At 36.8% G+C, this 26,372-nt stretch carries 25 protein-coding genes; 8 read left to right on the top strand and 17 right to left on the bottom strand.

Going from position 1 to position 26,372, the window contains the following annotated elements; all coding sequences use genetic code 11:
• Nucleotides 1-18 precede the first annotated feature (18 nt).
• The 8 genes from A6E06_RS15050 to A6E06_RS15085 are packed head-to-tail and all read right to left on the bottom strand — an operon-like array spanning nt 19 to nt 6,354.
• Nucleotides 19-588, bottom strand: a complete 570-nt coding sequence (locus A6E06_RS15050; protein WP_065592212.1) for a Crp/Fnr family transcriptional regulator — start codon at nt 586-588, stop codon at nt 19-21.
• Between the two features lie 22 nt (nt 589-610).
• A complete protein-coding gene (locus A6E06_RS15055) occupies nt 611-2,368 on the bottom strand; it encodes a lysophospholipid acyltransferase family protein (RefSeq protein WP_065592211.1) in 1,758 nt (585 codons plus the stop codon).
• A 3-nt stretch (nt 2,369-2,371) separates the two neighbouring features.
• On the bottom strand, nt 2,372-2,827 hold the full coding sequence (locus tag A6E06_RS15060) for a hypothetical protein (protein ID WP_065592210.1): 456 nt from the start codon (nt 2,825-2,827) through the stop codon (nt 2,372-2,374).
• A 42-nt stretch (nt 2,828-2,869) separates the two neighbouring features.
• Nucleotides 2,870-3,310 (bottom strand): YHS domain-containing (seleno)protein, encoded by a 441-nt coding sequence (locus tag A6E06_RS15065; RefSeq protein ID WP_065592209.1) that lies wholly within the window; start codon nt 3,308-3,310, stop codon nt 2,870-2,872.
• A gap of 18 nt (nt 3,311-3,328) precedes the next feature.
• Nucleotides 3,329-4,075, bottom strand: coding sequence for an NRDE family protein (locus A6E06_RS15070; RefSeq protein WP_065592208.1), 747 nt, complete (start codon nt 4,073-4,075; stop codon nt 3,329-3,331).
• Complete coding sequence (locus A6E06_RS15075) at nt 4,075-4,617, bottom strand: hypothetical protein (RefSeq protein ID WP_065592207.1); 543 nt, start codon at nt 4,615-4,617, stop codon at nt 4,075-4,077. Before A6E06_RS15075 ends, A6E06_RS15070 begins: the two co-directional genes overlap by 1 nt.
• Before the next feature lie 16 nt (nt 4,618-4,633).
• A complete protein-coding gene (locus A6E06_RS15080; protein ID WP_065592206.1) occupies nt 4,634-5,764 on the bottom strand; it encodes a D-alanine--D-alanine ligase in 1,131 nt (376 codons plus the stop codon).
• Nucleotides 5,764-6,354 carry a DedA family protein gene (locus tag A6E06_RS15085; RefSeq protein WP_065592205.1) on the bottom strand — a complete coding sequence of 197 codons (591 nt, stop codon included), beginning with the start codon at nt 6,352-6,354 and terminating at the stop codon, nt 5,764-5,766. Before A6E06_RS15085 ends, A6E06_RS15080 begins: the two co-directional genes overlap by 1 nt.
• Before the next feature lie 123 nt (nt 6,355-6,477).
• Between A6E06_RS15085 and A6E06_RS15090 the strand changes: the two genes are divergently transcribed.
• Nucleotides 6,478-6,891, top strand: a complete 414-nt coding sequence (locus A6E06_RS15090) for a hypothetical protein (RefSeq protein ID WP_065592204.1) — start codon at nt 6,478-6,480, stop codon at nt 6,889-6,891.
• Between the two features lie 48 nt (nt 6,892-6,939).
• On the opposite strand, the gene cpdB is transcribed toward A6E06_RS15090, so the two are convergent.
• Nucleotides 6,940-8,922 (bottom strand): 2',3'-cyclic-nucleotide 2'-phosphodiesterase, encoded by a 1,983-nt coding sequence (cpdB, locus tag A6E06_RS15095; RefSeq protein WP_065592203.1) that lies wholly within the window; start codon nt 8,920-8,922, stop codon nt 6,940-6,942.
• Between the two features lie 359 nt (nt 8,923-9,281).
• On the opposite strand from cpdB, the gene cysD reads away from it, so the two are divergent.
• From cysD to cysC, 4 genes are read left to right on the top strand one after another with little or no spacing between them, the layout of a single operon-like run.
• Nucleotides 9,282-10,214, top strand: coding sequence for a sulfate adenylyltransferase subunit CysD (cysD, locus tag A6E06_RS15100; RefSeq protein ID WP_255310678.1), 933 nt, complete (start codon nt 9,282-9,284; stop codon nt 10,212-10,214).
• Between the two features lie 28 nt (nt 10,215-10,242).
• Nucleotides 10,243-11,679: a sulfate adenylyltransferase subunit CysN gene (gene cysN, locus A6E06_RS15105; protein WP_065592201.1), complete on the top strand. Its 1,437-nt coding sequence runs from the start codon at nt 10,243-10,245 to the stop codon at nt 11,677-11,679.
• Nucleotides 11,680-11,700: 21 nt separating this feature from the next.
• The gene (locus A6E06_RS15110) at nt 11,701-13,428 is read left to right on the top strand and encodes an SLC13 family permease (RefSeq protein ID WP_065592200.1); all 1,728 of its coding nucleotides are present in this window, start codon (nt 11,701-11,703) and stop codon (nt 13,426-13,428) included.
• 14 nt (nt 13,429-13,442) lie between these two features.
• Nucleotides 13,443-14,057, top strand: a complete 615-nt coding sequence (gene cysC / locus A6E06_RS15115; RefSeq protein WP_065592199.1) for an adenylyl-sulfate kinase — start codon at nt 13,443-13,445, stop codon at nt 14,055-14,057.
• 58 nt (nt 14,058-14,115) lie between these two features.
• Here the strand turns inward: cysC and A6E06_RS15120 are convergent, their stop codons facing one another.
• The 7 genes from A6E06_RS15120 to A6E06_RS15150 all read right to left on the bottom strand — a co-directional run bounded on the left by A6E06_RS15120 (nt 14,116) and on the right by A6E06_RS15150 (nt 19,380).
• On the bottom strand, nt 14,116-15,009 hold the full coding sequence (locus A6E06_RS15120; protein WP_065592198.1) for a TIGR03899 family protein: 894 nt from the start codon (nt 15,007-15,009) through the stop codon (nt 14,116-14,118).
• Nucleotides 15,010-15,307: 298 nt separating this feature from the next.
• Nucleotides 15,308-15,793 carry a DUF3299 domain-containing protein gene (locus A6E06_RS15125; protein ID WP_065592197.1) on the bottom strand — a complete coding sequence of 162 codons (486 nt, stop codon included), beginning with the start codon at nt 15,791-15,793 and terminating at the stop codon, nt 15,308-15,310.
• Nucleotides 15,794-15,802: 9 nt separating this feature from the next.
• Nucleotides 15,803-17,062 carry an ABC transporter permease gene (locus tag A6E06_RS15130; RefSeq protein ID WP_065592196.1) on the bottom strand — a complete coding sequence of 420 codons (1,260 nt, stop codon included), beginning with the start codon at nt 17,060-17,062 and terminating at the stop codon, nt 15,803-15,805.
• Nucleotides 17,059-17,745 carry an ABC transporter ATP-binding protein gene (locus A6E06_RS15135; RefSeq protein ID WP_065592274.1) on the bottom strand — a complete coding sequence of 229 codons (687 nt, stop codon included), beginning with the start codon at nt 17,743-17,745 and terminating at the stop codon, nt 17,059-17,061. Before A6E06_RS15135 ends, A6E06_RS15130 begins: the two co-directional genes overlap by 4 nt.
• A 36-nt stretch (nt 17,746-17,781) precedes the next feature.
• Nucleotides 17,782-18,417: a DUF2796 domain-containing protein gene (locus A6E06_RS15140; RefSeq protein ID WP_065592195.1), complete on the bottom strand. Its 636-nt coding sequence runs from the start codon at nt 18,415-18,417 to the stop codon at nt 17,782-17,784.
• A 16-nt stretch (nt 18,418-18,433) separates the two neighbouring features.
• Nucleotides 18,434-18,757, bottom strand: a complete 324-nt coding sequence (locus A6E06_RS15145; RefSeq protein ID WP_065592194.1) for a DUF2607 family protein — start codon at nt 18,755-18,757, stop codon at nt 18,434-18,436.
• A 68-nt stretch (nt 18,758-18,825) separates the two neighbouring features.
• On the bottom strand, nt 18,826-19,380 hold the full coding sequence (locus tag A6E06_RS15150; protein WP_065592193.1) for a YtfJ family protein: 555 nt from the start codon (nt 19,378-19,380) through the stop codon (nt 18,826-18,828).
• A gap of 248 nt (nt 19,381-19,628) precedes the next feature.
• On the opposite strand from A6E06_RS15150, the gene A6E06_RS15155 reads away from it, so the two are divergent.
• Nucleotides 19,629-19,838 (top strand): DUF1107 domain-containing protein, encoded by a 210-nt coding sequence (locus tag A6E06_RS15155; protein ID WP_065592273.1) that lies wholly within the window; start codon nt 19,629-19,631, stop codon nt 19,836-19,838.
• A gap of 48 nt (nt 19,839-19,886) precedes the next feature.
• Here A6E06_RS15155 and msrA read toward each other — a convergent pair whose 3' ends face one another.
• A complete protein-coding gene (gene msrA / locus A6E06_RS15160; RefSeq protein WP_083190354.1) occupies nt 19,887-20,534 on the bottom strand; it encodes a peptide-methionine (S)-S-oxide reductase MsrA in 648 nt (215 codons plus the stop codon).
• A 41-nt stretch (nt 20,535-20,575) separates the two neighbouring features.
• Between msrA and A6E06_RS15165 the strand changes: the two genes are divergently transcribed.
• Nucleotides 20,576-22,297 carry an autotransporter assembly complex family protein gene (locus A6E06_RS15165; RefSeq protein WP_065592191.1) on the top strand — a complete coding sequence of 574 codons (1,722 nt, stop codon included), beginning with the start codon at nt 20,576-20,578 and terminating at the stop codon, nt 22,295-22,297.
• On the top strand, nt 22,294-26,085 hold the full coding sequence (locus A6E06_RS15170) for a translocation/assembly module TamB domain-containing protein (RefSeq protein ID WP_065592190.1): 3,792 nt from the start codon (nt 22,294-22,296) through the stop codon (nt 26,083-26,085). The genes A6E06_RS15165 and A6E06_RS15170 overlap by 4 nt, the downstream gene beginning before the upstream one ends.
• Nucleotides 26,086-26,372 lie beyond the last annotated feature (287 nt).

A 26,372-nucleotide genomic window follows, 5' to 3' on the forward strand; every position in this document is an offset into this window, starting at 1 on the left:
CCTTTTTTAGGCATTAACTTATGTTAACTTTCTTATTCTATTTTTAATACGGCTTAAACTGATATGAGTAATACCAAGATAGGCAGCAACTTGGTAGTCACTTAATTGGGCTCGAAGGTCTGGGTAGTTTTGGCAGAAGATTTCGTAACGAGATTGGGGGGAGTAAAGTAACATAAAGCGTTCTTTTCTCTCTTTATAAACTAATTGAGTTTCGATTAGTTTCAGATAAAAAGGATGCGGTAGTGATCGCCATTGATGAATATACTCAATAGGCAGGGATAAGAGCGTTGTTGCGGTTAGTGTTTCTAACGTATAGGGAGACTTTTCATTATTTATGACGCCTTCAAACCCAACAACCCAATCGCCTTTCCAGTAAAACTCTTTATTGAATGCCTTACCGTGCACCGTTAAATATGAAGCGTGGCAAAGTCCTTCTAATAAGAAATAAAAGGATTTTGAATGATCATTTTGTTTTGCAATGACGTGTTTCGGTTTTAAATATTCTAACTTGCTACTGCTGATTAATTTTTCAATGTCATCAGCAGTGAAATTATAATGTTGAAGTTGGTTAATAAAGTCACTGAGCATGAGTAAATAGCTCTAAATATGTTTAATTATTATGATGCTTTTCAAGGTAGCACATTGCTTCTTCTTTCCCCATGTATTTACTTAATGTTTTGTGTGGCACATTACTCATATCGACCACAATTAATCCATCCAAAGCGTCATTAAAATCTGGATCAACATTAAAACAAACTAACTTACCATTGAGCCCGATGTATTGGCGAAGTAAAACGGGTAAGCCTTTTCCTTTTTCGATACGACTTAATACTTTTGATAGCAGTTTTAAATCACCCAGTAGAGAAAGCATATCGCCATTCCATACTTTTTTTATTATTGGTTTTAGGGGAGTGGTGGCCGACACTAATGCGGCTTTTTCATTATCGTAATGATGAATAGTCAGTGTTGATGCAATTAATTGACGAGCAGATAAATTGTAATCATTACTGATACTGACTGGGCCAAATAAATGGGTGTATTTAGGTCGCTGATAAACGAATGTTGAAATCCCTTTCCATAATAAAAGTAATGAACTGACATTTCGCTGATATTTTTTAGCTACAACAGATCGTCCAACCTCAATTGAATAATTTAACGTATCAATGAAAGGTTGTTGAAAGGTAAATAAACTGCGAGAGTACAAGCCGTCTAATCCAAATTCTGCAATTAATTCATCAACCAGACCTAATCGATAAGATCCTACAATCTCTTTGTTTTCTTGGTGCCAAATAAATAAATGATAATAGTGTGTATCATAGTCATCTAAATCACACTCTAGCCCAGTGCCTTCACCAACGTCTCTAAATGTCACTTCTCTAATTCGACCTATCTCCTGAATTACATTAGGAATGGCTTGGCTTTTAGTGCAATAAACAGAAAGCCCATTCTGCTCTAATAGTTTAGCTTCTGTTGGAAGTGAATTAATGTCGTTTTCTAACGTTGAAATATCAATAGGTGCCATTATAGGAGCGGAATTGGGTAAGCTTGAATTCAATGTTGCGGTATCGTCAGTATTTGTCGCTAATAAATAAGTGTTTAATCTTAAATAATTAATCACCTCAATTGGGGAATTAAAATTAGATAGTTCTTTATGAAGAATAGGATCACCAATAGAGAGATGAATCGTATTTTCTTTTTTATTGAGCATTTCACGCCCCAATAAAAGCGTCCTTAACAGAGGATGAATTTTTCCAGCAAGGTAGAATCGTTGGCTATTTTTACCATCAATATAAATAGGAACAGCAGTGGCTTTGTGTTTTTCGATAAATTTTGCAGCTGAATAGCTCCAACGTTTATCTGATAGTAACTTTGTTTCTTTATCGTATGTTGACACCTCTCCAGCAGGAAAAATAATTAACACGCCGTCATTGTTTAAGTGTTGATGAGCTTCCCGTAAAGCGTTGGCATTCGTTTTTTTTGCCTGCTTTGTTTCAAAAACATCGACACCTATAAATAGATCACAAATTTCAGGAATTTGTTTTAAATATTCATTAGCTAATACTTTTACATCCGGTCGAACACGGCCCACCATTTCAGCTAAAATCACGCCCTCCAATGCTCCTAAGGGGTGATTTGCAATAATAACAACGGGGCCATTTTTTGGGATAGATGATAATTCACCTTGATGAATATCGTATGTCACATTTAAACAGTGAAGTGTATGACGCATGAATTCAAAACTGTTTAACCCTTGAGGGCAATCTTGATAATGTGCGTCTAGGCGATTTAACCCTGTTGCCCATTCAGCAAAGGATTCACCAAGACCAAAAGGGGTAACTCTAGGCAGTCGAAATGGACTTTCAGTCATAAACTATATTCCTTTTGGTTTAATAAACGAGGCTAAAAATCCATGTTGAGATTTAATGTCTTTAATCGAAAGAAAAGCACCACATAACCAAACTAAACAAGCCATTCCAAATAGTAACCCACCGTCATAGCCTATGATGTTCCCTGCCGAGTTAAACTCTGGCATCTGGATGCCAAGGGGAGTAAATAGATGAAAGAAAATTGCGCCACTCATTATTCCGACAGTCATGATTGCACCTAATCCATGAAAACGAGTAAATAAAAGAATAGAGGCGATTAATTCTGCTGTACCGATTAAATAGCCTCCATAGGTACCAAACCAAGTTAAACCTGACCACTCAGCCAAGACACCAAAAATATGGTCAGTTTCATAAGATCCGGTGAACTTAAAAAACAATGATTGAATAAAAACAAAAGCGATAAAAACGGCTGGCCCATATTTAAGTAATTTTTCTTTCATCATGATGTCCTTTTATGAGAAATAAATATGTCTAATCAGGTGCTATTGTTTTAATAGCTTAGGCCAGTTTTGATCACCTTGTGCAATAAAGCCTGGAATGTCTCTTTCCCATAAACTTTTTACTTGTGCGTCATAATTTAAATACAGTTTGCCATCTACAATTGAAAATTGATTTGGATCGCCAGGTGCTCGATCATTTTTTTCTGCCACGGCCCACGCACAAAAACCACCATATTGAGGGGCGTATTTAGTCGGGTTAGCGGTGAATAAATCTGCGTTTTTTTGAGATGAAAAATACCAATCTGCACCCATATAAGAAGCAATAAATTCAGCGTTTCCTTTTTGTGGTTTTCCTTCCGTGAAGTAGCTAACAGTATCGTAACCATCAACCGCTTTGTTGCTAAAAAAACCAGTGTAAATAGCGTCTTCTGCAAAAGAAGATTGACTGAATAATAAAATAAATAAACACAATAATTTCTTCATAATCATTACCTTATATTATTATCTATAGGAGTGAGTGGTGGTGAATAAATGGAAAGGAACATCATAGGCCAAATACTTTTTTGTGTGACATGGTGAACCTGAAAAATAGCGTAATGTATTGTTTTTATTATCTACAATAATGTGAGTAAAACTGACGGTTTGGGCATCTTGACGGTGCATGCAAGGAGACCGATGACCAAGCTTAGTATGATGATATTGGTGAAATTGATTGAGAGTGTGGCGGTTTATGCCTGAGTGAGTTAATTCTTTATAAATAGATAAACGATGTTTAATCACATTATCTGCATCGATTGAAGAGGAGATCATTGGCGAGCTTGGATTAATGGTATTAAATATTTCACCATCCCAACGAAACCCTTGGATATTATTTTTTTTAGTCGATTGGGTTGTATGGAAAATCAATAAAGTAAAAGAAGAAAAATGAGAGAGTTCTATGGTAGAAAGCGTGTCGTGAATTGATTTTATATCCTCACAAGAGGCTAATTTTTTAATAAGAAGACCGCGGCTTAATGCATTTTTTGGTGGTATTAAACCTTGGTAATAATTTAAAAGACAAACTGAAATACCATGGTCATTGAGTGAAATCCAACTGCCGCCGCCGACGGGGTCAATAGGCATTATGTAATGGACATTATTTTCTTGGAAGGCCTGAGGTGCTAAAGCCTCAGAACGAGAACGTTGTTCATCACGATTAAAAAATAACTCGTAACCTGTTGGGGTCGTAAACCAAGAAACAGTGCACATTAGGCTTCTCCCCGTAGATAAGTCGTGGTTGTTGGTGCTAATCCAAAGGCTGATTGGGTATTTATGCCTATTGAGGTCGTAATTACTTTTATTAAAGCGTAATGATGAGAGGCGTGAAGAGAGGCGAAAGTAATTTCTCGTTCAACACTTGAAAGCATAATATGTTCTTGTTTTTCATATGGAGATACTTCGGTGAGTAATGATACGGAGGTGGTAAGGTTTTCAATCGGGAAATTAAGTAACCAACGGATCACCCCTTTAATTTCGTTAATGGCCATTACCCTATTTTTTTCAATCTCATGACCTCGACGACGAATGTTGTAATTAATAGGTTCGGAGGTGTTTTTTTTCATTAAAGAGTGGAATAAATCTAAAATATGTCGGAAATGTTCGCCAATAGAACTTTCTACATACGGCAATGCAAGATGAACGTAATCGTTATCATTAATGGAATTTAAGAGAGAAATACCTTTTTCTAATTCATCAATACAACCGATGATAACGTGTGGTTGACGCTCTTCTTGTGGTACTTGTATTGGCATTAAAAACTCCTTTTATCTAATCGGTCGATGGATATTGAAGGGTTAATTGCTTCTCTTCTTTCCAAGCCGCCAATAATTCTTTTATTTTAGGAGAGTGATAACCTTGTTTTTTCTGTAGGGCACCAATTTCAAATAAAATTTTGTATTGAAGTAATAAGGTTGAAAAAATCGTTTTTAACGGTGTGTTTCTATCCCAGATATGGGCAGCCTCACTGCTTGCGCCATTTATTTCTAAAATTGTAAAGTCATCACCATTCATTAAAGCGTTAATATCTTTAAATTTCACATCAAGCCTACCGTAATGAAATCCCTTTAAATCATCAAAAATACCATCTAGACGTTGTGCTAGTTTATCTGTGATGTATTTGTTTCCATCCCTAAAAATAGAACCACGACTGTGACTACCCGCAAAAGCGAGTTGAAACTCGGTATCTTTTTCTAAAATGGTATTTAACATACTTTTATGACGAGGAAGGTATAGGTGAGCGAGTTGACCAGCTCTGCTGTCATTTTTTATCAGTTGCTCTAATGTACTAAGACCGTCACCAACAACCATTGGAGAATATTTAAGGGTAATGGAAATGATAGTTCCTTTTTTCTCATTTGGATAACGGACATAGAAAATACCGGCTTCTGCGGAATAAGGGGCTTTTTCTTGAATTAAAAATCGAGCATTAATAGGAAACGAATTAAAATAATCAGTGAGTTGTTCCTGGGATTGAAGGAGTTTTACACCAACGCCTCGACAACCCAAATCAGGCTTCGCGACAACAGGGAAGAACAATTGGTGTTGATTCATTTCGTCGATAGCATTTTGGGTTTGTTGCTGTATTGCGTCTGCGGTAGTCGTGATGGTAATGAAAGGGGAGATCCATTTTTCTGCCACTGGACCCGCTAGAGTTAAAATATCGTGTTTAGATTCGCCCACCATACCACTTAGTTTTATGGATGGATTTGCAATAAGAGGAAGTGCAAAATCAAAATGTTTTAGCCCAAGAAAAAAGCTTTGAATAACAACGGGGGTATAAAAAAACCAACTAGGTAAAAACTCATAGGGAGAAATACTTCGATGAGAATCCTCTTCTAGTATCGGCATACCTGCATTTATATAGCCTTTAGCAATAGTATTAATTGAGTGATGCACCATTATGTTAATCCCTTTGATATTTTTTTCTTTGCGAATCGATTAACAGCTAATAAAACGAGAGTCATCACTGGGATCATAATCCATTGATGCTCACTGGCTTGAACCCAGCGAGAGCTTCCTAAAAAATAAACCGTTGGAAAAACAATGGCTGTCCATGTGGCTGTCGCTCCCATTACTGCTGCAAAAAAAACAAAAACATTAATATTAAATATTCCGCTTAAGGTAAAACCTATGGTTCGTAATCCTGGGATGAATCGGATAATGAATAAATTAAGCATAGGATTAGATTGCAGTTTTTTCCTTAAGTAACGTAAATGAGTGTTGGTTAATGTTTTATATCGGATTAAACGGAAGCGTGTAGAGAGGCGACCTAAAAAGTATAAACCGAGATCACCACTAGCAATACCGATAAAAGCAGCCAGTAGGCCTATCGTAGGCGTAACCATTTCTTGTGCCGCTAAACTGGCCGCAGTGACAATTGCTAAGTCTTCAAGTAAATAAGAAAGTAAAATGATGCCTAGAAATAGAGAGAACTCAGAGCTGTGAGAAGTAAATAATGCGTCTTGTATGCAAGTAATTAAATTGTCCATACCCCCTCCTTTTTATGTCTTACTTAGAGTGGCATATATTAAATAAATGTAAATATTTGTATCTCATTTGTTTTAATTTGAGATTATGATTAAACATTGGTTCCATTTGTATTTGGTTAATTTATGAATTCTAGATTTTGGTTGCACGTAGGTATTGCGATAGGGTTATTTATTTTTTTCTTTATTGCTTCGTTTGTTTTTCATATCTATGAGGTGTTTTATTTCTTTTCCTTTTTAGCCTATGGCGTTTTGATTTTTAATTTATTAAGTGCAATTGTGTATGCAGATCAATGGTTTCATTATGTTCTATGCAGTGTGCTACTCATTATTTTAGGGACGTTTGCATCGATAGATGTTCTTTCTGCAAAGGAGGAACTATTAGAAAGTTGGATAGAAGTGAAATGGCTAGGATTGACGATAAACAATATCGATAGTTACATCCAAATATTACTTATTTTAATTAATATATTTACAGGGAGTTTAGCGGCAAATACGTTGTTTTATGGTTTGTGTAAAAAAAATAGCACCGTTAAGTAACGATGCTATCTGTTTATCGAGGCTAAATTTTTTAGCTAAAGGCTGTGTTTATTTATTTAGATTAATATTATAAACAGCGAAACCTACATCATCTGTTGCAACACGAGTCATCGGATATTGACCTTTATCTTTGATGAATTGAGCTGCTTTATCACTTGGTGATGTTTCAAAGCGAATATCCAGTTTTTCACCATTAGTAATGGGCGCGAAAGACCAGTTATTATCAGCTGATGGTTGTACTTGACCTTCTTCTTTACTGACTCGAGTAATGTAGCTTGCTACTACTGTTCTGTTTTCATCTGGAGAATCAAACGCAATGAAATCAGTACCGGTACCTGGGAATTTGTTACTGTAAGCACGGTAGTTATTGGTTGCGATAAGGAAGTCTTGTTTCGCATCAATTGGTTTGCCTTGGTAAGTTAAACCAACAATACGTTCAGAGCCTTCATTAATGACATTACAGTCACCATCATATTTTGCTGGTTGAGTAACATCAATTTGGTAGTTAACCCCATCAATAACATCAAAGTTGTATGTGCGGAAGCCATCCCAATCAATTAATTGTTGAGGTGCAGTACTATTGATGTCGATTTGTTTAAATTGACCGGCAGAACACTCAAGCCATTCTTTTACTTCTTTACCTGTAACCTTCATCGCAACTAGCGTATTAGGGTATAAGTATAAATCAGCCGCATTACGGAAGGTTAATTGTCCCGATTCAACTTCAGTGAAGTTTGTTGGATCATTTCCACGACCGCCTGCTTTAAATGGCGCAGCAGCAGAAAGTACAGGAGTACCATCTAAATCAGGATCACCTTGAATAAAGCGTTCTACATAATCTTTTTGTGCAAGGTTTACGATTTGAACGGTTGGGTCATCTTGCACTAGTGCTAAGAAGCTGTACATAACATCGTCAGCTTGACCAATGGGTTGGTTTACGAAATCACGAGTGCCTTTATGATCATTTTCTAGTGCTTTTAAAATGCCTTCATCCGCAGCGGCGAGTGACTTGTTGTTTTCTTTATCGAAAATAGGGCGAGCTTCAGATTCACCACTAGTCACAGACCATTTTCCATCTTTCTGTTTAAGTGTTAAATCCATAACACCAACGTGACTGCCCCAACGACCCGGCATAACCGCAGCAACACCATTAATAGTGCCATTTTCATTATCGACACCTTGCAGGTTATCGAACCCTTTTCCTGGGAATACCGCATGAGAGTGACCAAAAGCAATAGCATCAATGCCTTCTACTTCGGATAAGTAGTAAGTAGAGTTTTCTTCGCCTTGCTTATATGGATTAGTTGACACACCAGAGTGAGGGATCGCAACGATAACGTCAGCGCCTTCTTTTTTCATCTGAGGGATCAGTTCTTCTGCTGTTTCTTTAATGTCACGAGCAAATACTTTTCCTTCAAGGTTTTTCTTATCCCACACCATAATTTGTGGTGGAACAAAACCGATGTAACCCACTTTAATTTCGTGTTCTACACCCGCGGTATCTTTAAATGTATGCGCTTTAATAACGTATGGCTTGAAGTAATGCTCTTTTGTTTTTGCATCGTAAACGTTAGCACTAATGTATGGAAAATCAGCATCGTTGATAGATTCTGCTAGGAAGTCCAAACCATAGTTGAATTCATGATTACCAATGTTACCTGCATCATAATCTAATTGATTCATGGCCTTATAAGCTGGGTGTACTTCACCAGCTTCTAACCCTTTATCTGCCATGTAGTCACCCATAGGGCTGCCTTGCAGTAAATCACCATTGTCTACTAAAACACTGTTTTTAACTTCTCCACGCGCTTCTTTTACTAACGTAGCTGTACGCGCTAAACCAATTTGTTGAGATGGTTTATCTTTGTAGTAATCGTAATCCATTAGGTTGGTATGGATATCAGTTGTTTCTACAATTCGTAGATTAATCACTTCATTTGTGTCGGTTGGTGCTGGGGTGCAACCAGAGATGGTTAATAAGCCTAAGCCAGCTAATACAGCAAGTGAAACAGGTTTAACAGAGAGTTTCATAATGTTCTCCAAGGGTGATAGTCATAAAAGCGCCAATTAAGATAACAGATTGATAATGTTATAAATGTAACGGGGCTCTCAATGTGTGCGATTGATCAGCCTACGGTAGGATTGATGGGTATGATTTCAGTGCTTTGTTTTGATTTTTTAGTGTGTATGTATTTATAAATTTTTCAAATGGAACCTTTTTATTCTCAGTCGTTAGTATTAAATCGAATAAAAAATGAAATTTTAGAATTTCAGGTAATAAAGTAACCCGTCTATAGTGCTTCTATTGGAATGAAAAATAACCACCTAATGGAAAAGAGAATTGGTGCAATGACAACGTAATCAATTGCAATAATAGGTGACATTACCAAATTCAGCCTAAAGGACTAAAACACATGGACGCAAAAAGACTAACCCACCTACAACAACTAGAAGCCGAAAGTATTCATATTATTCGTGAAGTGGCAGCCGAGTTTGATAATCCAGTCATGATGTATTCGATTGGTAAAGATTCCTCTGTGATGCTGCATCTTGCTCGTAAAGCTTTCTATCCTGGAAAGATTCCATTCCCACTTCTTCATGTTGATACGGATTGGAAATTTAAAGAGATGATTGAGTTTCGAGAAAAAACCGCAAAAAAATATGGTTTTGACCTATTGGTACATAAGAACCCTGAAGGTTTAGCGATGGGTATTAATCCGTTTGTTCATGGTTCATCAAAACATACAGACATCATGAAAACTCAAGGGTTAAAGCAAGCATTGAACAAATATGGTTTTGATGCCGCATTTGGTGGGGCTCGTCGTGATGAAGAAAAGTCTAGAGCAAAAGAACGTGTTTATTCATTCCGAGATAAAAATCATACGTGGGATCCAAAAAATCAGCGTCCAGAGTTATGGAATACTTATAACGGTCAAGTTAATAAAGGGGAAAGTATTCGTGTATTCCCATTATCTAACTGGACTGAATTAGATATCTGGCAATATATTTATTTAGAAAATATCGAAATTGTTCCGCTGTATTTATCTGAAAAACGTCCTGTAGTAGAGCGTGATGGCATGTTGATCATGGTAGACGATGAGCGTTTAGAGCTAGAAGAAGGCGAAGAAATTCAACATAAAGACATTCGTTTTAGAACGTTGGGCTGTTACCCATTAACGGGTGCTGTTGAATCTACCGCAAATACGTTACCTGAAATTATTGAAGAAATGTTAGTTGCCACTTCAAGTGAACGTCAAGGGCGAGCGATAGATCATGATTCATCAGGGTCAATGGAACTGAAAAAACGTCAAGGTTACTTTTAATATCAAGCCACAGGGAAGGAAATAATTAATGAATAGTGCAGTAGAAACACAACTGGCAGAGCTTGGTATTGAAGCTTATTTAAAAGAACATCAATACAAATCGTTACTTCGATTTTTAACGTGTGGGTCGGTGGATGATGGTAAAAGTACCCTCATAGGCCGATTACTCCATGACTCAAAACAAATCTATGCAGATCAACTAGATGCCGTTCATGCTGACAGTCAAAGAGTGGGAACAACAGGCGACCGCCCTGATTTGGCGTTATTGGTCGATGGCCTACAAGCAGAACGTGAACAAGGCATTACTATCGATGTAGCTTACCGTTATTTTTCAACTCAAAAGCGTAAGTTTATTATTGCGGATACTCCTGGGCATGAACAATATACGCGTAATATGGCAACGGGTGCATCAACTTGTAATGTGGCTGTTATTTTGATTGATGCACGTAAAGGTGTACTTGACCAAACTCGTCGCCATTCTTATATAGCAAACTTATTGGGTATTCGTCATTTTGTCGTTGCAGTAAATAAGATGGATTTAGTTGAGTATTCTCAATCTCGCTTTGAAGAAATTAAAGAAGAATATTTAACGTTTTCTAAGAAATTAAATAACCCAAATCTAGAGCTTTCTATCCTACCGTTATCTGCATTGGAAGGAGATAACGTTGTTAATCAAAGTGAGGCTCTAGCTTGGTATCAAGGGGCTCCATTATTAGAAGTGCTTGAAAATATAGATATCGATTCAGATAGAGGTAATGGTGAATTCCGTTTCCCTGTCCAATACGTTAATCGTCCACATTTAAATTTTCGCGGTTTTGCGGGCACCGTGTCAGCAGGGGGTATTACTGTTGGTGATGAAATTGTTGCTTTGCCATCGGGTAAAAAAACAAAAGTCGCGCGAATTGTTACGTTTGATGGTGATTTAGATTCGGCACAAGCGGGTCAAGCGGTCACGCTTACATTAGACGATGAAATTGATATTAGTCGTGGTGATTTATTGGTTAAGTCGAATTCAAACTTAACCGCAACAGATCAATTTAAAGCTGAAATTGTTTGGATGACAGAAAAAGGGCTAGAGCCTGGCCGTCAATACGATATAAAAATTGCGGGTAAGAAAACCGTAGGTCAAATTGATGCGATTCATCACCAAGTGAATATTAATAGTTTAGATACGTTTGATACTACAGAGTTGCCATTAAATGGTATTGGTTTATGTGATGTGTCATTAACTGAGACTGTCAGTCTAGATCGCTACCAAGATTGTGCAAATACGGGTGGCTTTATCTTTATTGATCGTTTAACGAATGTCACGGTAGGGGCTGGCATGATCCAAAACCTTTCTGAACTGAGTGATGCGAAACCCATTAATGATAGTGTCAGTGCTTTTGAGGTGGAATTGAACGCGTTAGTTCGTAAACATTTCCCTCATTGGAAAGCACAAGATGTTTCTAAAATTTTAAGTTAACGGCTTAAAAAGGAATATTCTATGGCATGGGAACAAGGATTCGTTCTCGCATTACTGACTTTTATTATAGTTAGTTTATTAGCGAGCAAATTGAAACCAAGTATTATTTTTTCGGGAGCAGCGTTTATTGCTTTTATGCTAGGTATGCTTGATTTACCTAGCTTGGCAAAAAACTTTACTAACTCTTCATTATTGACGTTAGTGTTATTGATCCTGAGTTCTTGCGCTTTAGAAAAAACACGTCTTATCAGCTGGGTAGGGCGCTATATTTCAGAAGGAAGGTTAGGGAGTGTGGTAGGAAAATTAGGTCTATCTACTGCTATTCTTTCTTCTTTTACGAATAACACCGCAGTGGTGGTCTCTTTAATTGGTGCAATAAAACGTAATCAACGCCATGCGCCATCCCGCCTTCTCATTCCTCTTTCTTACGCCGCTATTTTAGGGGGGACATTAACCTTAATTGGCACATCAACGAATTTGATCATTAATAGCTTTGTTGAAGATGCGGGATTACCAAGTTTAAGCTTTTTTGCACCTACCGCAATTGGGTTAGCTGTGTTGTTTGGTGGTTTGCTGATTTTAATTCCTTTGAGTTATTTATTACCCGCATATGATGATGGTAGCCAAGATGAATTGCCTTATTTTTTAGAAGCAAGAGTTGAGGGCGGTTCTTCATTAGTGGGTAAATCCATTACAGAAAATAATTTACGAGCGTTACGAAAACTTTTTTTAGCGGAGGTGATCAGAGAAGGAAAGACGATTGTTTCTGTTGACCCTGAAATGGTTTTACTCGCAGGAGATAGATTACTTTTTTGTGGTGATATTGAAAGTGTCACGACGCTACAAGAAATTAATGGGTTAACGCTTTTTGGTCAGCATCATTTAAATGGACAAAACTTAATTGAAGTTGTAGTAAGCCAATCGGCTTCTATTCGAGGGAAAAGTATCAAATCTTCACAATTCAGGGACCGTTTTGATGCGGTAGTTGTTGCTATTCGACGTGGTCATGAACGACTTGAAGGTGGTTTAGGGAAGATTGAATTACAAGCTGGGGATACGTTAGTACTTGTCCCGGGTAAACATTTTGAACAAAGCAAACAACAGCTTAAAAGAGAATTTGTCATTATTAGTGATTTAGATTCTGCTGCTAAGTTAGATGGAGATAAAAGCAGTCTTGTATTATTAGGTTTTGCAGGGGTTATTGCTGCTGAACTATTAGGTTTATTTCCTATCATTAAAGGTTTGTCTGTTTATCTTTTAGCGTTATTGGGATTCGGCGTGATTAATATTGGAGAATTACGTCGTCGTTTCCCTGTTGATATTGTCGTTATTGTTGGCGCCGCTCTTTCTATTGCTCAATTAATGTTGTCGTCTGGCCTTTCTGTATTGTTGGGTGAAATGTTCATGACATTATTTAATGGCTGGGGGGTAATGGGAGCGTTAATCGCGGTCTATCTTATGACTTTGGTTTTAACTGAATTGATCACGAACAATGCTGCGGCAGCACTTGCTTTCCCTATTGGCTACAGTATGGCTCTTGGATACGGAGTTGATCCTATGCCATTTATTATGGCTGTACTTTTTGGAGCCAGCGCGAGCTTTATCTCGCCTTATGGCTATCAAACTAATTTATTAGTATTTAGTGTGGGTAACTACACTTTGCTTGATTACGTAAAAGTGGGATTACCGATGTCGATCATTTATTCGGTATTGGTACTCGCGTTAATCCCTTATTTTTTCCCATTTTAATTCAAGGATGAAACATGACAGTCAAAGACGTTGTTAAAGATGAAAATATTGTTTGGCATCAACATTTAGTAACCAAGGAAACTCGCTCTGTACTTAAAAAGCAAAAGCCCGCAGTACTGTGGTTTACTGGATTATCTGGCGCTGGGAAATCAACAATTGCAGGTGCATTAGAAATTAAGCTTGCTGAACTTGGTTATCATACTTATTTGTTAGATGGTGATAATGTGCGGCATGGGCTATGTCAGGACTTGGGCTTTTCAGATCATGATAGGCAAGAAAATATTAGACGTATTGGTGAACTAGCTAAATTGATGGCTGATGCGGGGTTAATTGTATTAAGTGCTTTTATTTCTCCTCATCGTATAGAAAGAGAGATGGTTAGAAATTTACTGCCTAAGAATGAGTTTTTAGAGGTGTTCGTAAATACGTCTTTAGATGAATGTGAAAAAAGAGATCCAAAGGGCTTGTATAAAAAAGCTCGAGCAGGAGAGATCAAGCATTTTACTGGGATTGATTCTGAATACCAACAACCATTAAATCCTGAAATTGATTTACCAGCAGGTCATGAGTCAATTGATGTGCTTGTTGAGCAATGCTTAAATGAATTAAGAGTTCGAGAGATTATTTAACGGTTAAAAATGAATAATATGTAAGCGCCTAAATCGAAATCGGTTTGGGCGTTTACCTTTAAGCCATCGTTGAAATGTTTTTTGTCACATCGGTTTCAACAATAAATTTCTGACTAAGCAAGGCAATGACATTATCGTAATAGCTATCGTTCGGTTTATTGCCGAGTAATTTGCATAGTTCGGCACCTGTTGGACTGAAGCGATAATACACAAGGCGAGATCCCTTTTGTATTGGTTTGATTACCAGTTGTTTACCTTGGTATTGTAAAGGTAATGCTGGTTCAAATTCTATTTCACCTGATTCTAATTCTGTTCCAAGTAATAATCCCAACTCAATCAGTAATAATAAACTAGAGTAGGGAAGTTTATAGTTACCCAAGTGCACGAGTTGAGGTCCATCAGCTTTATAGAGATTAAATAGGGTGCCTGCACATTTATAACCGAGTAACAGTTTTTTACTGTTATCTTGCCCAAAACTGCACGCTAATGATGCTGCTCTCTGAAATGTTTGAGCCTCACGCTGAGTCATGTCTTTTAATACTTTAAGTGCTTTCATTGAGGTTGAACCAGGGGTAATAACCTCTTGTTTGAAAATCTGACTCCATAAACGCTGCATTGAGGGATCATGGATATCTTTTGCCATTTCAAAAAAACGATGGATCCAATCAGGGTCAGGATCTCCAGCTGTTTCATCTTTACAATAATCATGAGCAAATTTAATAATTTGTTCTAAGTTTTGTTGCTGTTGTTCTCGTAGGATTTTTTCTCTATATAGTGCACGCTTTAATAACGTTTCTTCTGGCTTAGGAGGATTAAGTTTTGCTGCTAATCCTTGTTTTATTGCAATTTCTTTTAGGCGTCGAGCACTACTTACCACATAGTGCTCTTTTGTGTGTGTTTGTTGTTCTTTAGATTTCTCATCTTTTGTGATGACACTTTGTTGTGAGCTCATGGGGTCGTTTAGCCTTGATAACTGACGGTTCTACTTTTTATAGTATCGGTATTAGAAAAGAAAAACTTTAATACTCAAGTGATAATTAAGAAAAAATCATAAAAATCAATCTGAAAGGTAGTTAAATGATAAGTGTTTATTTGAAGAGTAATCCGTTTATATTGGAATAAGTATGATGGAGGATATAAAAATATTACTCGTGGTGACTTTGATTGATACTGTGCAATTACACTGGTTTATTTATCTTACTATATAGCAATATAAAATAAACCAGTGTTTAAAATTATGTTATTTTTATTTATTCGTCGTCATACTCTTCTAAGCGAACCCCTTCAATAAGATAGCCTGTCTCTGCAAGTTCGCTATTGATGGTTTCGGTCTTCAGTGTTCCTACTATATAAATAACATCCCATAATTGCTGTATAGGAGCCCCTTTTTCAAATTTCACATAAATGATTTGATTCGGTGGTGGTGGTGGAACATGGATACAAGCTCCAAAATAAGGCACCAGTAAAAACTCAGTAATCATTTTGTCATCCCCTTCAAGAGGAATTACAAAACCTGGTATTTTTACCATACTGCCGTTTAATTCTTGTCTAACCCCACCAACAAGAGATTGCTCCATTGTGGCACCATTATGATCCACCTTTGGCATACCTATAGAATCAAATTGATTACGTTCTTGTTCTGGAATTAAATCCAACCAATCAAGTTTTAATACATCATTACTGTGTGCGACCAGTGGCAATAGCAGTAAAATAAAAGTGAGCAGTTTTTTCTTCATGAAGCACCTCTAAAGTCGAATTGTCATGCCGTCGTTAAGTGAGTTTTTATAGGCTTGAATTGCAGGTATGATACCAATCATAAAACCAGAGAATAACACGATAGCTAAGAGTTTTAATTCATATACAGTAGGCAATGTAAGTTCAATTGCAATGCCGTAATATTGTTGAATTATAGGCTGTAATATTGCCAGTGATAGGTATAAGCCTATTAGGCCTACGATGATCCCAAAGATGGTAATTACCATTGCCTCACTGATTAATAAAGTGAAAATATGTTTAGGCTGAGCTCCCATTGATCTTAGTATTGCCATTTCACGACGTCGTTCTTGTAAGCTGGTTAATAAGCTTGTGAGCATTCCCATTAAACCTGCAACAACCACAAATATAGAAACAGCAAGTAATGCTTGTTCTGCTACCGACATCATTCCCCATAATTCATGCAAAGCGATGCCTGGAAGTATGGCGCTTAATGGTTCCTTAGTGTAGTTATTGATATAACGCTGTAACCCAAATGTTTGAATTTTTGAATTAAGACCAAGCATAAAGGCTGTAATTTCTTTGGGTTTAAATTGATGTTGTTCTAAAGTGTGGGCATCTGGTGAATTCCCAAGATGAGCGCCACTTTCCCAACCCACATGTATTGCTTCTATTGCACCTAATGAAACGTGAAGTGTTTTATCAACAGGAGTCCCGGTTGGTTCTAAAATTCCGGTCACAATAAACGGTAAATTATCATGTCGAGTAAACGATTTATCACTAATTCCATGAGCAATAATAAGGTTATCACCAAGCTGGTAATTGAGCTTCTTTGCTACGTCGGAACCTAGTACAACATCAAATAAGTGAGAAAAAGGTTTGCCTTCTTTAAATGCGAGAGGTTGTTTTTTTCCATATTGGTAAAACCTAAAATAATCTTGATTGGTTCCCATCACTCGAAATCCTTTGTGGGAATCACCAAGAGAAATAGGAATAGACCATTTAACCGAGCGCTGGTTGCTAATTTCTTGATAGCTTTTCCAATCAATATTATTGGTCGCATTCCCAATTCTAAATACAGAATAGAGTAATAAATTTACTTGCCCTGAACGCGCGCCAACGATTAAATCAGTGTTTGAGATTGTATTTGCAAAGCTTGTTTTAGCTTGAGTCCTAATGCGTTCAACTCCCATCAATAACATGACAGAGATAGCGATAGTTAATACGGTTAATAAAACGGTTGTTTTGCGGTTTTTTAGGCTTTTCCAAGCAAGTTGTGCGATACCTATCATGCAATAACTCCTGCTTTATTTAATTCTCTTAAGTCGAGACTTAGATCAAATAAGGATTCTAAGCTTGGGTCATGGCTAACAAATAATAAGCTTGCGCTACTTTCTTCGCATTCTTTCATGAGTAATTGAATAAAAGCGAAACGAGTTTCATGATCTAAAGCTGATGTAGGCTCATCTGCAATAATTAATTTAGGTTTTCCTATAAAAGCTCTCGCTGCCGCTACTCGTTGTTGTTGACCAATACTAAGGTCGGTAATTGGTTTATTAAAATGTGAGTTTGGTAATTGAAGGGCAGAAAGAAGTCGTTTAGCTTCATTTATCAGTTCTGGTTTTGATAATGCTTTTTTTGACGAAAATTGATAAGGCAGAATGACATTATCAATAACAGATAAATAAGGGAGTAGATTAAATTGCTGGAAAATATAACCAATATTATCGGCTCTAAATCGGTCTCTTTGATTTGATGTTAACTGTTCAATATCAGTGCCGTTAATAATAACGGTGCCTTCAGTAGGTGCTAAAATCCCAGTAAGTAAACTCAATAATGTTGATTTACCACTGCCACTTGGACCTTTGATAAATACTTTAGTGCCTTGTTTTTGTTGATACGCTGGAATATCTAACGTTGCTTCTGTTTGATTTGGCCAATAAAACGTTAGGTTTGATAATTCAATAATATTCATCATTAATGATGGCGGTGTTGCCACCGCCATACCTACTTATAGAGTTATAGCTGGAGCATCAGCCGTTAATGTTGTGGCTTTTTGTCCGGAGTCACCTAAATATTGAACTGTCATTTTTTGGCTATGAGTAAATTGTGTGAACCATTTAGTTTCGATCTCATTTAGTGCAGATATGGCTTCACAATGGTATTCATATTGGGCATTGAATTCACCGTGTTTGCTATGTTCTTCATGATGTTCACCATCATGCTCGTCGTGGTCGTGGTCGTGGTCGTCATGACCCTTATCATTAGAGAGATTATGAGAAACATGAACCTCTTCTAGAGTACATTTTGCATCGCTAGGTAATACAAAAATGGAATCAGGGTTATTCAGGGTTTTAACCGCTTGAGCAAGAACTTGTTTTTGATTTTCATCTTTTGGAGCGTATTCAAAACCAACTACATCAGATCCAGGCGCTGTTATCTCAAAGAGTATATGTTCGCCATCCTGAGCGATGTTCGTTTCAACAACGCCATGAACATGAGCGCTATGTTGACGGTGCTCACTGTCGTGATGCTCATACTCATGCTCATGATGTTCGTGGTCGCTAGCATTTGCAGCATAAGGAATTGAAAATAAAGAGCTTGAAATAGCGAGACTAAGTAGCATTTTTTTATTACGGATAAACATAATTGTTTCCTATTATTTAAGAGTTATAAATTTTTGAATTTACTGAATTAAAAAATAGAAATAAAGGAGGAGCTCGGGAATGTACGGTAATAAATAATGGGTTACTGTTTTCTATAGTAGAAAAAGTCGATGGTATGATTCGTTGAGGGATAAATGGTAAGGCGGCAACATGAGCAATAAGTCCAGAGCCAATAGAATGAAATAATTGGCAGTGGTGGTTTTCATGGTGTTGTATATTGGTATCAACTTGGTGGTTTGCAATCAAAAAACCAAACAGCACTAAAAGAGCGACTAAGCTCCAATTTAACCAGCGCTGTTTAGTAAAAAAATACGATTGCATTATACCGCCTTAAAGATGCCTTGAGCGGTAAATGTAATAATATAACATTTCATAAGCAAGGTATTTATTTAAATCTGAGCTTGTATTAATGAGATAACTTGACCAATTTCATCTTCAGATAGTTTTCCTTCCTTAACGAAAATAACATTTCCTTGCTTATCTTGAACAATAATTGCTGAACTTTCTTCTTTTAAGTCCCAAGCTTTAGCTACTGCTCCATTTTCATCAAGAACCATCGAAGACCAAGAGAAATCTTTTTTACTTTCTTCGGCGGAAGATTTTACAAAACCACCAGTGCCCCAAATTGAATCATCTTGATTAATGATTGTTGTGGTTTGATATTTTGATTCAGGGAACTTTTCTAAGGTGATAGCACTCATAAGATCAGCGTTCATTGCTTTAGCGTTGCTGCGACCTGCAATTGCTTGCAATACTCTGACTTTGCCCTTTAACTGCTCTGTATTCCAATTACTGTATTGGAAGGCATTATCAGTATAAAAAATCTCACCGTATTGTTTTACTGAAACGGGAGGTATCGTTTGATTGAGAGTTATATTATTAGCAAAAGAAAGGGAAGGTAATAGGCAAGCAGTACTAAGTACTAATAGTTTTACTTTTTTCATTATTATTATCCTTAAAAATGAGTAGGGATAGTGTAGTGCAGAGAAAACAAAAAAGCGATTCGACCAGTAGTGTACGATTGTTAATTGTTAATTAGATGTAAAATCCAGCTTGCAGTACATTGTTCCGTGAATTACAATGTTAATCAAATGTTTCAAAGTGATATTTTTAGATAAAACATAGTGACGATGTACAATATGTTTTGATGAACTATTAATAAAACCTTATATGGATTATTGAGGTAATGGCTATGTTTAGAAATTTTAAGGCTTATCGACCACTTCAAATCGCACGATTTGTTAAAACGTTATTTAAAGGGCAACTTCACATTGAAGGTATTGGTTCATTTGAATTTGATGGTGGAAGGCTTCTGATGCCACATAATGAAAATAAAAGAATGTTATCAGTAATGAGTGAGGTTAATCTGCATATCCGCCAGCTTTCTGCTATGCCAGCGTAAACCAATTGATTGAAATTAAAGGTGCTAATCATGAGCACCTTTTTTATTTTATATGAAGCAAACGCCAGTACCACCTAAACCGCAGTAACCATTCGGATTTTTTGCTAAATATTGTTGGTGGTATTCTTCAGCAAAATAGAAGGTCTCAAGAGGACTAATTTCAGTGGTAATTAAATCACTAATATTTTGTTTTTTTAAGGCATTCTGATATTGCTGTCGTGTTGTTCTAGCAAGTGATGTTTGTTTATCTGAATCAGTAAAAACAACAGAGCGGTATTGAGTCCCTATATCATTACCTTGGCGCATACCTTGGGTTGGGTCGTGTTTTTGCCAAAATGAATGAAGTAAGGTTTCAAGGGATATGACGGAAGGATCAAAGACAACCTTAACAACTTCAGCGTGGTTTGTTTCACCAGTGCAGATATCCTTATAGTTAGGGTTTATTGTTGTTCCACCGCTATACCCAACGGCAGTCGAGTATACGCCTGATAATTGCCAAAATAGACGCTCCGCTCCCCAGAAGCATCCCATTCCAAAATAAATGACGTCATGCTTTTCTGGTATTGTATTTAAATCCACATTAAAGATGAAATGAGAAATTATGTTAGCTTTATTTATGGTCATGTCGCATCCTTCAACTGAGTCATTTGGAAGACTTTTACCTTGTGCTACTCTACAAAGCGAGTAAATTACCATTACATAGAATGTATTATTGAATCAATAGAATAATTATAAGTATGACAAAGAAGTTACCCCTCGTTTTAATTTCCTGTTTGTTTATTTTTCCATTTCAAACAATGGCTGAAGTGGAATTAGACGTTGAGGGCTTAGAAGGACCTTTATTAAGTAATGTAGATGCCTACATTTCTGGAATCCCAGAAGAAGACTATTCAGTCTCTCTTCGCTTTCAATCACGCCTTGAAGATAATATTAATGATGCTGTAAAAGCTCTTGGTTATTACCAACCAGTAATTACATTTTCTGTGGAAGGAGAAAAGGGCGAGCAGACTCTTGTGGTTAATGTTGATCCCGGGGAACCTGTTTATATTTATGTCAGTGACATTTTGATTACGGGAGAAGCCGAAAATGATGTTGATTTTATTCGTGCGGTTGAGTCTTCTGGTTTGAATCTAGGCCAAGTGTTGAATCATGGAAATTACGAAAGCTTAAAAAGTACCTTACAAAATTTAGCATTAAGGAAAGGGTATTTTGACGGTGATTTTTCCTTAAATAAATTAGAAGTAGCACCTGGACGTCATCAAGCAATGGTGCGATTACATTATGATAGTGGTCAGCGTTATAGTTTTGGAGCTTCGACGATTGAAGGTAGTCAAATAGAAGAGAGACGAGTGCGTTCAATTATTCCTTTCAAAGAAGGCGATCCATATCTTGCAAGTCAAATCGGTGAATTGAATCAATCTCTTTCAAATACGGGGTGGTTCTCCTCTGTTTATGTTGAACCAAACCTTGAATCTGTTGGAGTAAATAGAGAACTACCAATGAAGATTCATTTGGAACCTCAAGTACGTAATCAACTTGAAACCAGTATTGGTTATTCGACAGATGTTGGAGTAAGAGGAAAAATACGTTGGAAAAAACCGTGGTTAAATGAAGCGGGTCATAGTTTTGATAGTGCTATATCAATTTCAAAGCCAGAACAAGAAGCAACAGTTTCGTATAAAATACCTTTAGAACAGGTGCTTAAAGATTATTACATTGTTAAGTACGGGCTAAAGAATGTAGATAATCGAGATACGGACAGCTTAGAATCCAATTTGGCTTTTGAAAGACATTGGGTATTTGATTCTGGTTGGCATCGAACGATTTATACTCGCTTTCTTTATGAAGAGTTTACCCAAGGTATTCAAGATGGTTCTGCATGGCTAGTTCTTCCTGGAATGTCATTTTCTAAAAGTCGAACTCGTGGTGGAACAATGCCAATGTGGGGCGATAAAAAAGCGTTTACGATAGAAGTAACCGATCAAGCATTAACATCTGATGCGAAGTTACTTCGACTTCAAGCGCAAGGTGCTATCATTCGTAGTATTGGTCAAAATCATCGTGGGGTTGCTCGGGCTGATCTTGGGGCAATGTATACGGATAATTTTTATAAACTTCCTCCGTCTATTAGATTTTTTGCTGGTGGTGATAACAGTATCCGTGGCTACGGTTATGAAGAGGTGTCTCCAAAAGATAGTGATGGCTTTCTAACGGGTGGTCAATTTATGGCAACATCAAGTCTTGAATATCAATATCGAGTTGTTGGTAATTGGTGGTTAGCCACTTTTGTTGATTATGGTGACGCGTGGATTGAAACGCCAGATTGGAAAATGGGTGCTGGTTTAGGCATTCGCTGGGCTTCTCCGGTTGGACCTGTAAGGTTAGATTTTGCTTGGGGATTTGATGCTGAACCAGGTGACGAATTTAAAATTCATTTTACTTTAGGGCCTGAGATATGAGTTCTTTGGATGTAAATGAAGATCAAGATACTAAGATAGTAATAAAGAAACGTCGCTTTAGTCGCCATTGTCTTTGTTTAGCATTATTTTTACCTAGTATATTTTTGGTTCTCTTATTATTGCTTGGTGGCTTAGTCTTTACTAATTCAGGACTAAATTTAATCGTATGGGGAGCAGAAAAAGCATTGCCTCAACTATTGATTAAAGGTGTGAAAGGCAGTTTACTTCCCGAGTTTTCCTTATCAGGGATTAGCTATAAAGATAAAAACTTAATTAATGTCGATGTCTCTAATTTTCATTTTTCTGCGACTACTAAATGTTTAATGACGCCATCTCTGTGTGTCGATGATATAACGATTGATGGACTAACGTTGGATTTCCCTAAGCTTCCAGAGCCAGATGAACCATCGATTAAAGAACCAGCAACAGCAAATAAATTACTTTCAATTCCATTTCCTATCAATTTGTCAAACATAACATTAAATAATATAGACCTTCGTATTTTAGGTAATCATGTTCAATGGAGTACATTTTCTACAGGAGTTAAATTATATAAAAGTGATTTAACTATTACACCTCTAAAGTGGAATAAGATCCGTGTTGAACTGGCTAAAAGCGAGGTCAGTAAATCTAATGAAAAGAAAACTGTTTCAACGACAGATACCATTACACTACCTAATGTTTACATCCCTTTAAATATTAATATTGAACAGTTCGAATTACGTGATTTTATGTTGAAACAAGAAACACCGATTCACATCAATCAGTTAGCATTTAAGGCTGATATTGGTGAGTTTGATGTAGATGTTCATGATTTTTATTTAGATACCCCACAAGCGAATCTATCTTTAAAAAATAAAATAGAGTTAAAAGGGAATTACCCTTTAACACTCAACGCAATAGCCGAATTAAAACAAACAGAACTAAAAGGGCATAAAGCTAAAATTAGTGTGAGTGGAAGTGTTGCTGATTTAACTGCAAATTTAAATGTTTCTGGTGGTTTAAAGGCGATGGTTGATATTAAAGTTCAACCATTAAATAAGGCATTACCTTTTGATATTCATGTATCAAAAACAGAGTTGTATTGGCCGCTGTCAGGAGAGAAAGAATTTAAAGTTAGTGTGCCAAATCTAAAAGCAAAAGGTAATCTTGATAAATATCAGTTTGCTAGTGCTCTATATATAGAGGGAAAAACAATCCCTCAAACAGATGTCCGTCTTGAAGGTAAGGGTAATTTAGAGACAATTAACTTATCTGATTTTATCATCGATACATTAGGTGGTTCAATTACTGGTAATGCTGAAGCTAATTGGGCATCTCTAGTTAATTGGAAAGGAAGTGTTTATCTTCAGAATATTCAACCCGGACTTCAATGGCCAGAGGCGGAGGGTAATATCAGTGGAAAAATCATCACATCTGGAAACTTAACAAAACAAGGGGGGTGGGAAGTAGACACACCACTAATCGATATTAATGGAATATTCAGAAACTATCCGCTAGATATTAATGGCGGCCTAACCGCTAACGATATAAAAGGGGCAGGGGAACCGCACCTCAATATCACACAGTTAACATTGAATCATGGGGATAATGGACTTTCTATTTCTGGTTCTTTGGATAAAGAGTGGGACCTTAATGTTGATATAGATTTTCCTGAATTATCAGACAGTGTGCCAGAAGTTCACGGTAAGGTTTTTGGCGGTATCGTATTAACCGGTAAATTAACGGAGCCTAAAATTGCCATTGACATAGATGCCTTGGGATTGGAACTACCAGAACAAGCGACTATTAATAAAGCCTCTATTAAAGGTTATGTTGTACCAATGCCATCGATTGATGCAGATATCAGTATTAACCTTTTAGATGGTAAATATCAAAAGCAGATACTTAATGATTTGATTATTCGGTTTAGCGGAAAAGAAAAGAGCCATAAGTTACAAATTGACTTAGATTCTAACGTTATTGATTCTCACTTGGTGTTTAAGGGGGCATTAAATCGTAGTGTTGGGTGGAAAGGTGAATTAAGTGAAGCTGATGTTAATACAGATATTGGTCAATGGAATTTAGATAAGAAAGCGTCATTAGCATATAACATAAAAGAACAAGAGTTTTTTGTGCAAGCTAACTGTTGGAGCCAAGGGGGCGCATCCTTGTGTTTGAATAAAGACTTGAAAGCTGGAAAAGTGGGCAGTGCTGATATCAGTATTAATCATTTTGAGTTTAATAAATTAAAAAAATTCTTTCCAGAAGAGACAGCAATTAATGGTGAAGTTAACCTTAATGCATTAGCCCAATGGTCTCCTGGGAAAAAACCTTATGTGAAAGCGTCTCTTTATTTACCGAAAGGTAATATAGAACAAGAAATGGAAGAACCACTCAGGGTTGGTTGGGATAAAATTCAAATCAATGCAGAAATGCAAAATGATGAATTGCTAACGGATTGGTTGATTGCACTTACTGATAATGGGGAATTGAAAGGTGACCTTAAAATAAATCATCTTACTGGGTCTAAAACATTAAGCGGCCACTCTGATATTAAGCAAATCTCATTAGCAATGCTAAAGCCCCTTCTTGGTGAATTCAGCCAATTAAATGCAATCATTAATTCTGATATTAAAATATCAGGGAAAGCTGAGCATCCTAAATTATTTGGAAAGCTTAATGTTGACGGAATAAAGGTAGAAGGTGACATATCACCGGTTGATATTGATGATGGCAATGTTGAAATCAATTTTGATGGGCATAAAGGTAAGCTTACATCAGTGATAACGACACCTGAAGGCAACCTTAATTTAACGGGCTCTGGTGATTGGTTAGATCTTGCTAATTGGAAAGCAGGGTTAGATGTATTTGGTAATGAGCTTCAAGTTAATATACCACCAATGGTGAGATTAAAAGTTAAACCAGATATGAAAATCAGAGTAACACCTGCTTTGGCGAAAATTACAGGTTCCATTGGTATTCCATGGGGAAGAATCGTCATTAAAGAATTACCAGAAAGTGCGATTGGTTTATCTAAAGATGAAATAATCTTAAATGATGATTTACAGCCAGTAGAAGAAAATACTCCGTTACCGATGACGGTTGAAACTAATATAAATATTAGTATAGGTGATGATGTTTTATTATCAGCCTTTGGTTTGGAAGGTGGACTTGTTGGTAATTTGAATATTACACAAAAAAATAAGGGTCCTTTTATTACAGGTGAAGTGAATATAGAAGAAGGAACCTATCGCTCATTTGGTCAAGACCTTCAGATTAGCAAAGGTAAAATATTATTTAATGGCCCGGCAGACCAACCATACATTGATATTGAAGCGGTGCGTAATCCTGATAATACCAGAGATGATGTAGTTGCTGGTGTTCGTGTTAATGGTCCAGCAGATACTCCAACAGTTGAAATATATTCTTCACCAAGCATGCCACAAGCTAATGCTTTGTCTTATTTACTAAGAGGGCAGGACATTGGTAGTGATACTGGAGGTGATGCAATGACGACAACATTAATAGGATTAAGCTTAGCTAAAAGCGGAAAAGTTGTTGGTGAAATCGGCAAGGCGTTTGGAGTTCAAGATTTACAATTAGATACAGCAGGTTCTGGTGAAGAGTCTCAAGTTACGATTAGTGGATATATAGCACCAGACTTACAAGTTAAGTATGGTGTAGGTATATTTGATTCTCTTGGTGAATTTACATTAAGGTATCGAATTATTAGTGATCTCTATATAGAAGCAATATCTGGAGTAGACAGTGCCGTTGATTTGATTTATCAATTTTCTTTTGATTAAACATGATTTGTGGATAAGTCTGTGAACAACTTGTGCCCCGCTTAAGGGTAAGAAAGTATAAGTTTTGTATCGGTTAAATGACCAACAAACAGTAAGAAATCATAGAAAAAAAGGCATTTAATGCTTGCTAATATGATCGAGCTCTCTATAATGCGACCTCACTGACACGGAGCGCTCAACATAGAGCAGCAAAGGGTTGGTGGACAAGATGGTTAGAGTTTAAGTTTTAAATAAGTGCTTGACACTGAGACTTAAATAGATAAAATGACCGTCCTCTTCACAGAAAG

Origin of the sequence: Aliivibrio sp. 1S175, assembly GCF_001690985.1 — a bacterium.
GTDB lineage: Bacteria > Pseudomonadota > Gammaproteobacteria > Enterobacterales > Vibrionaceae > Aliivibrio.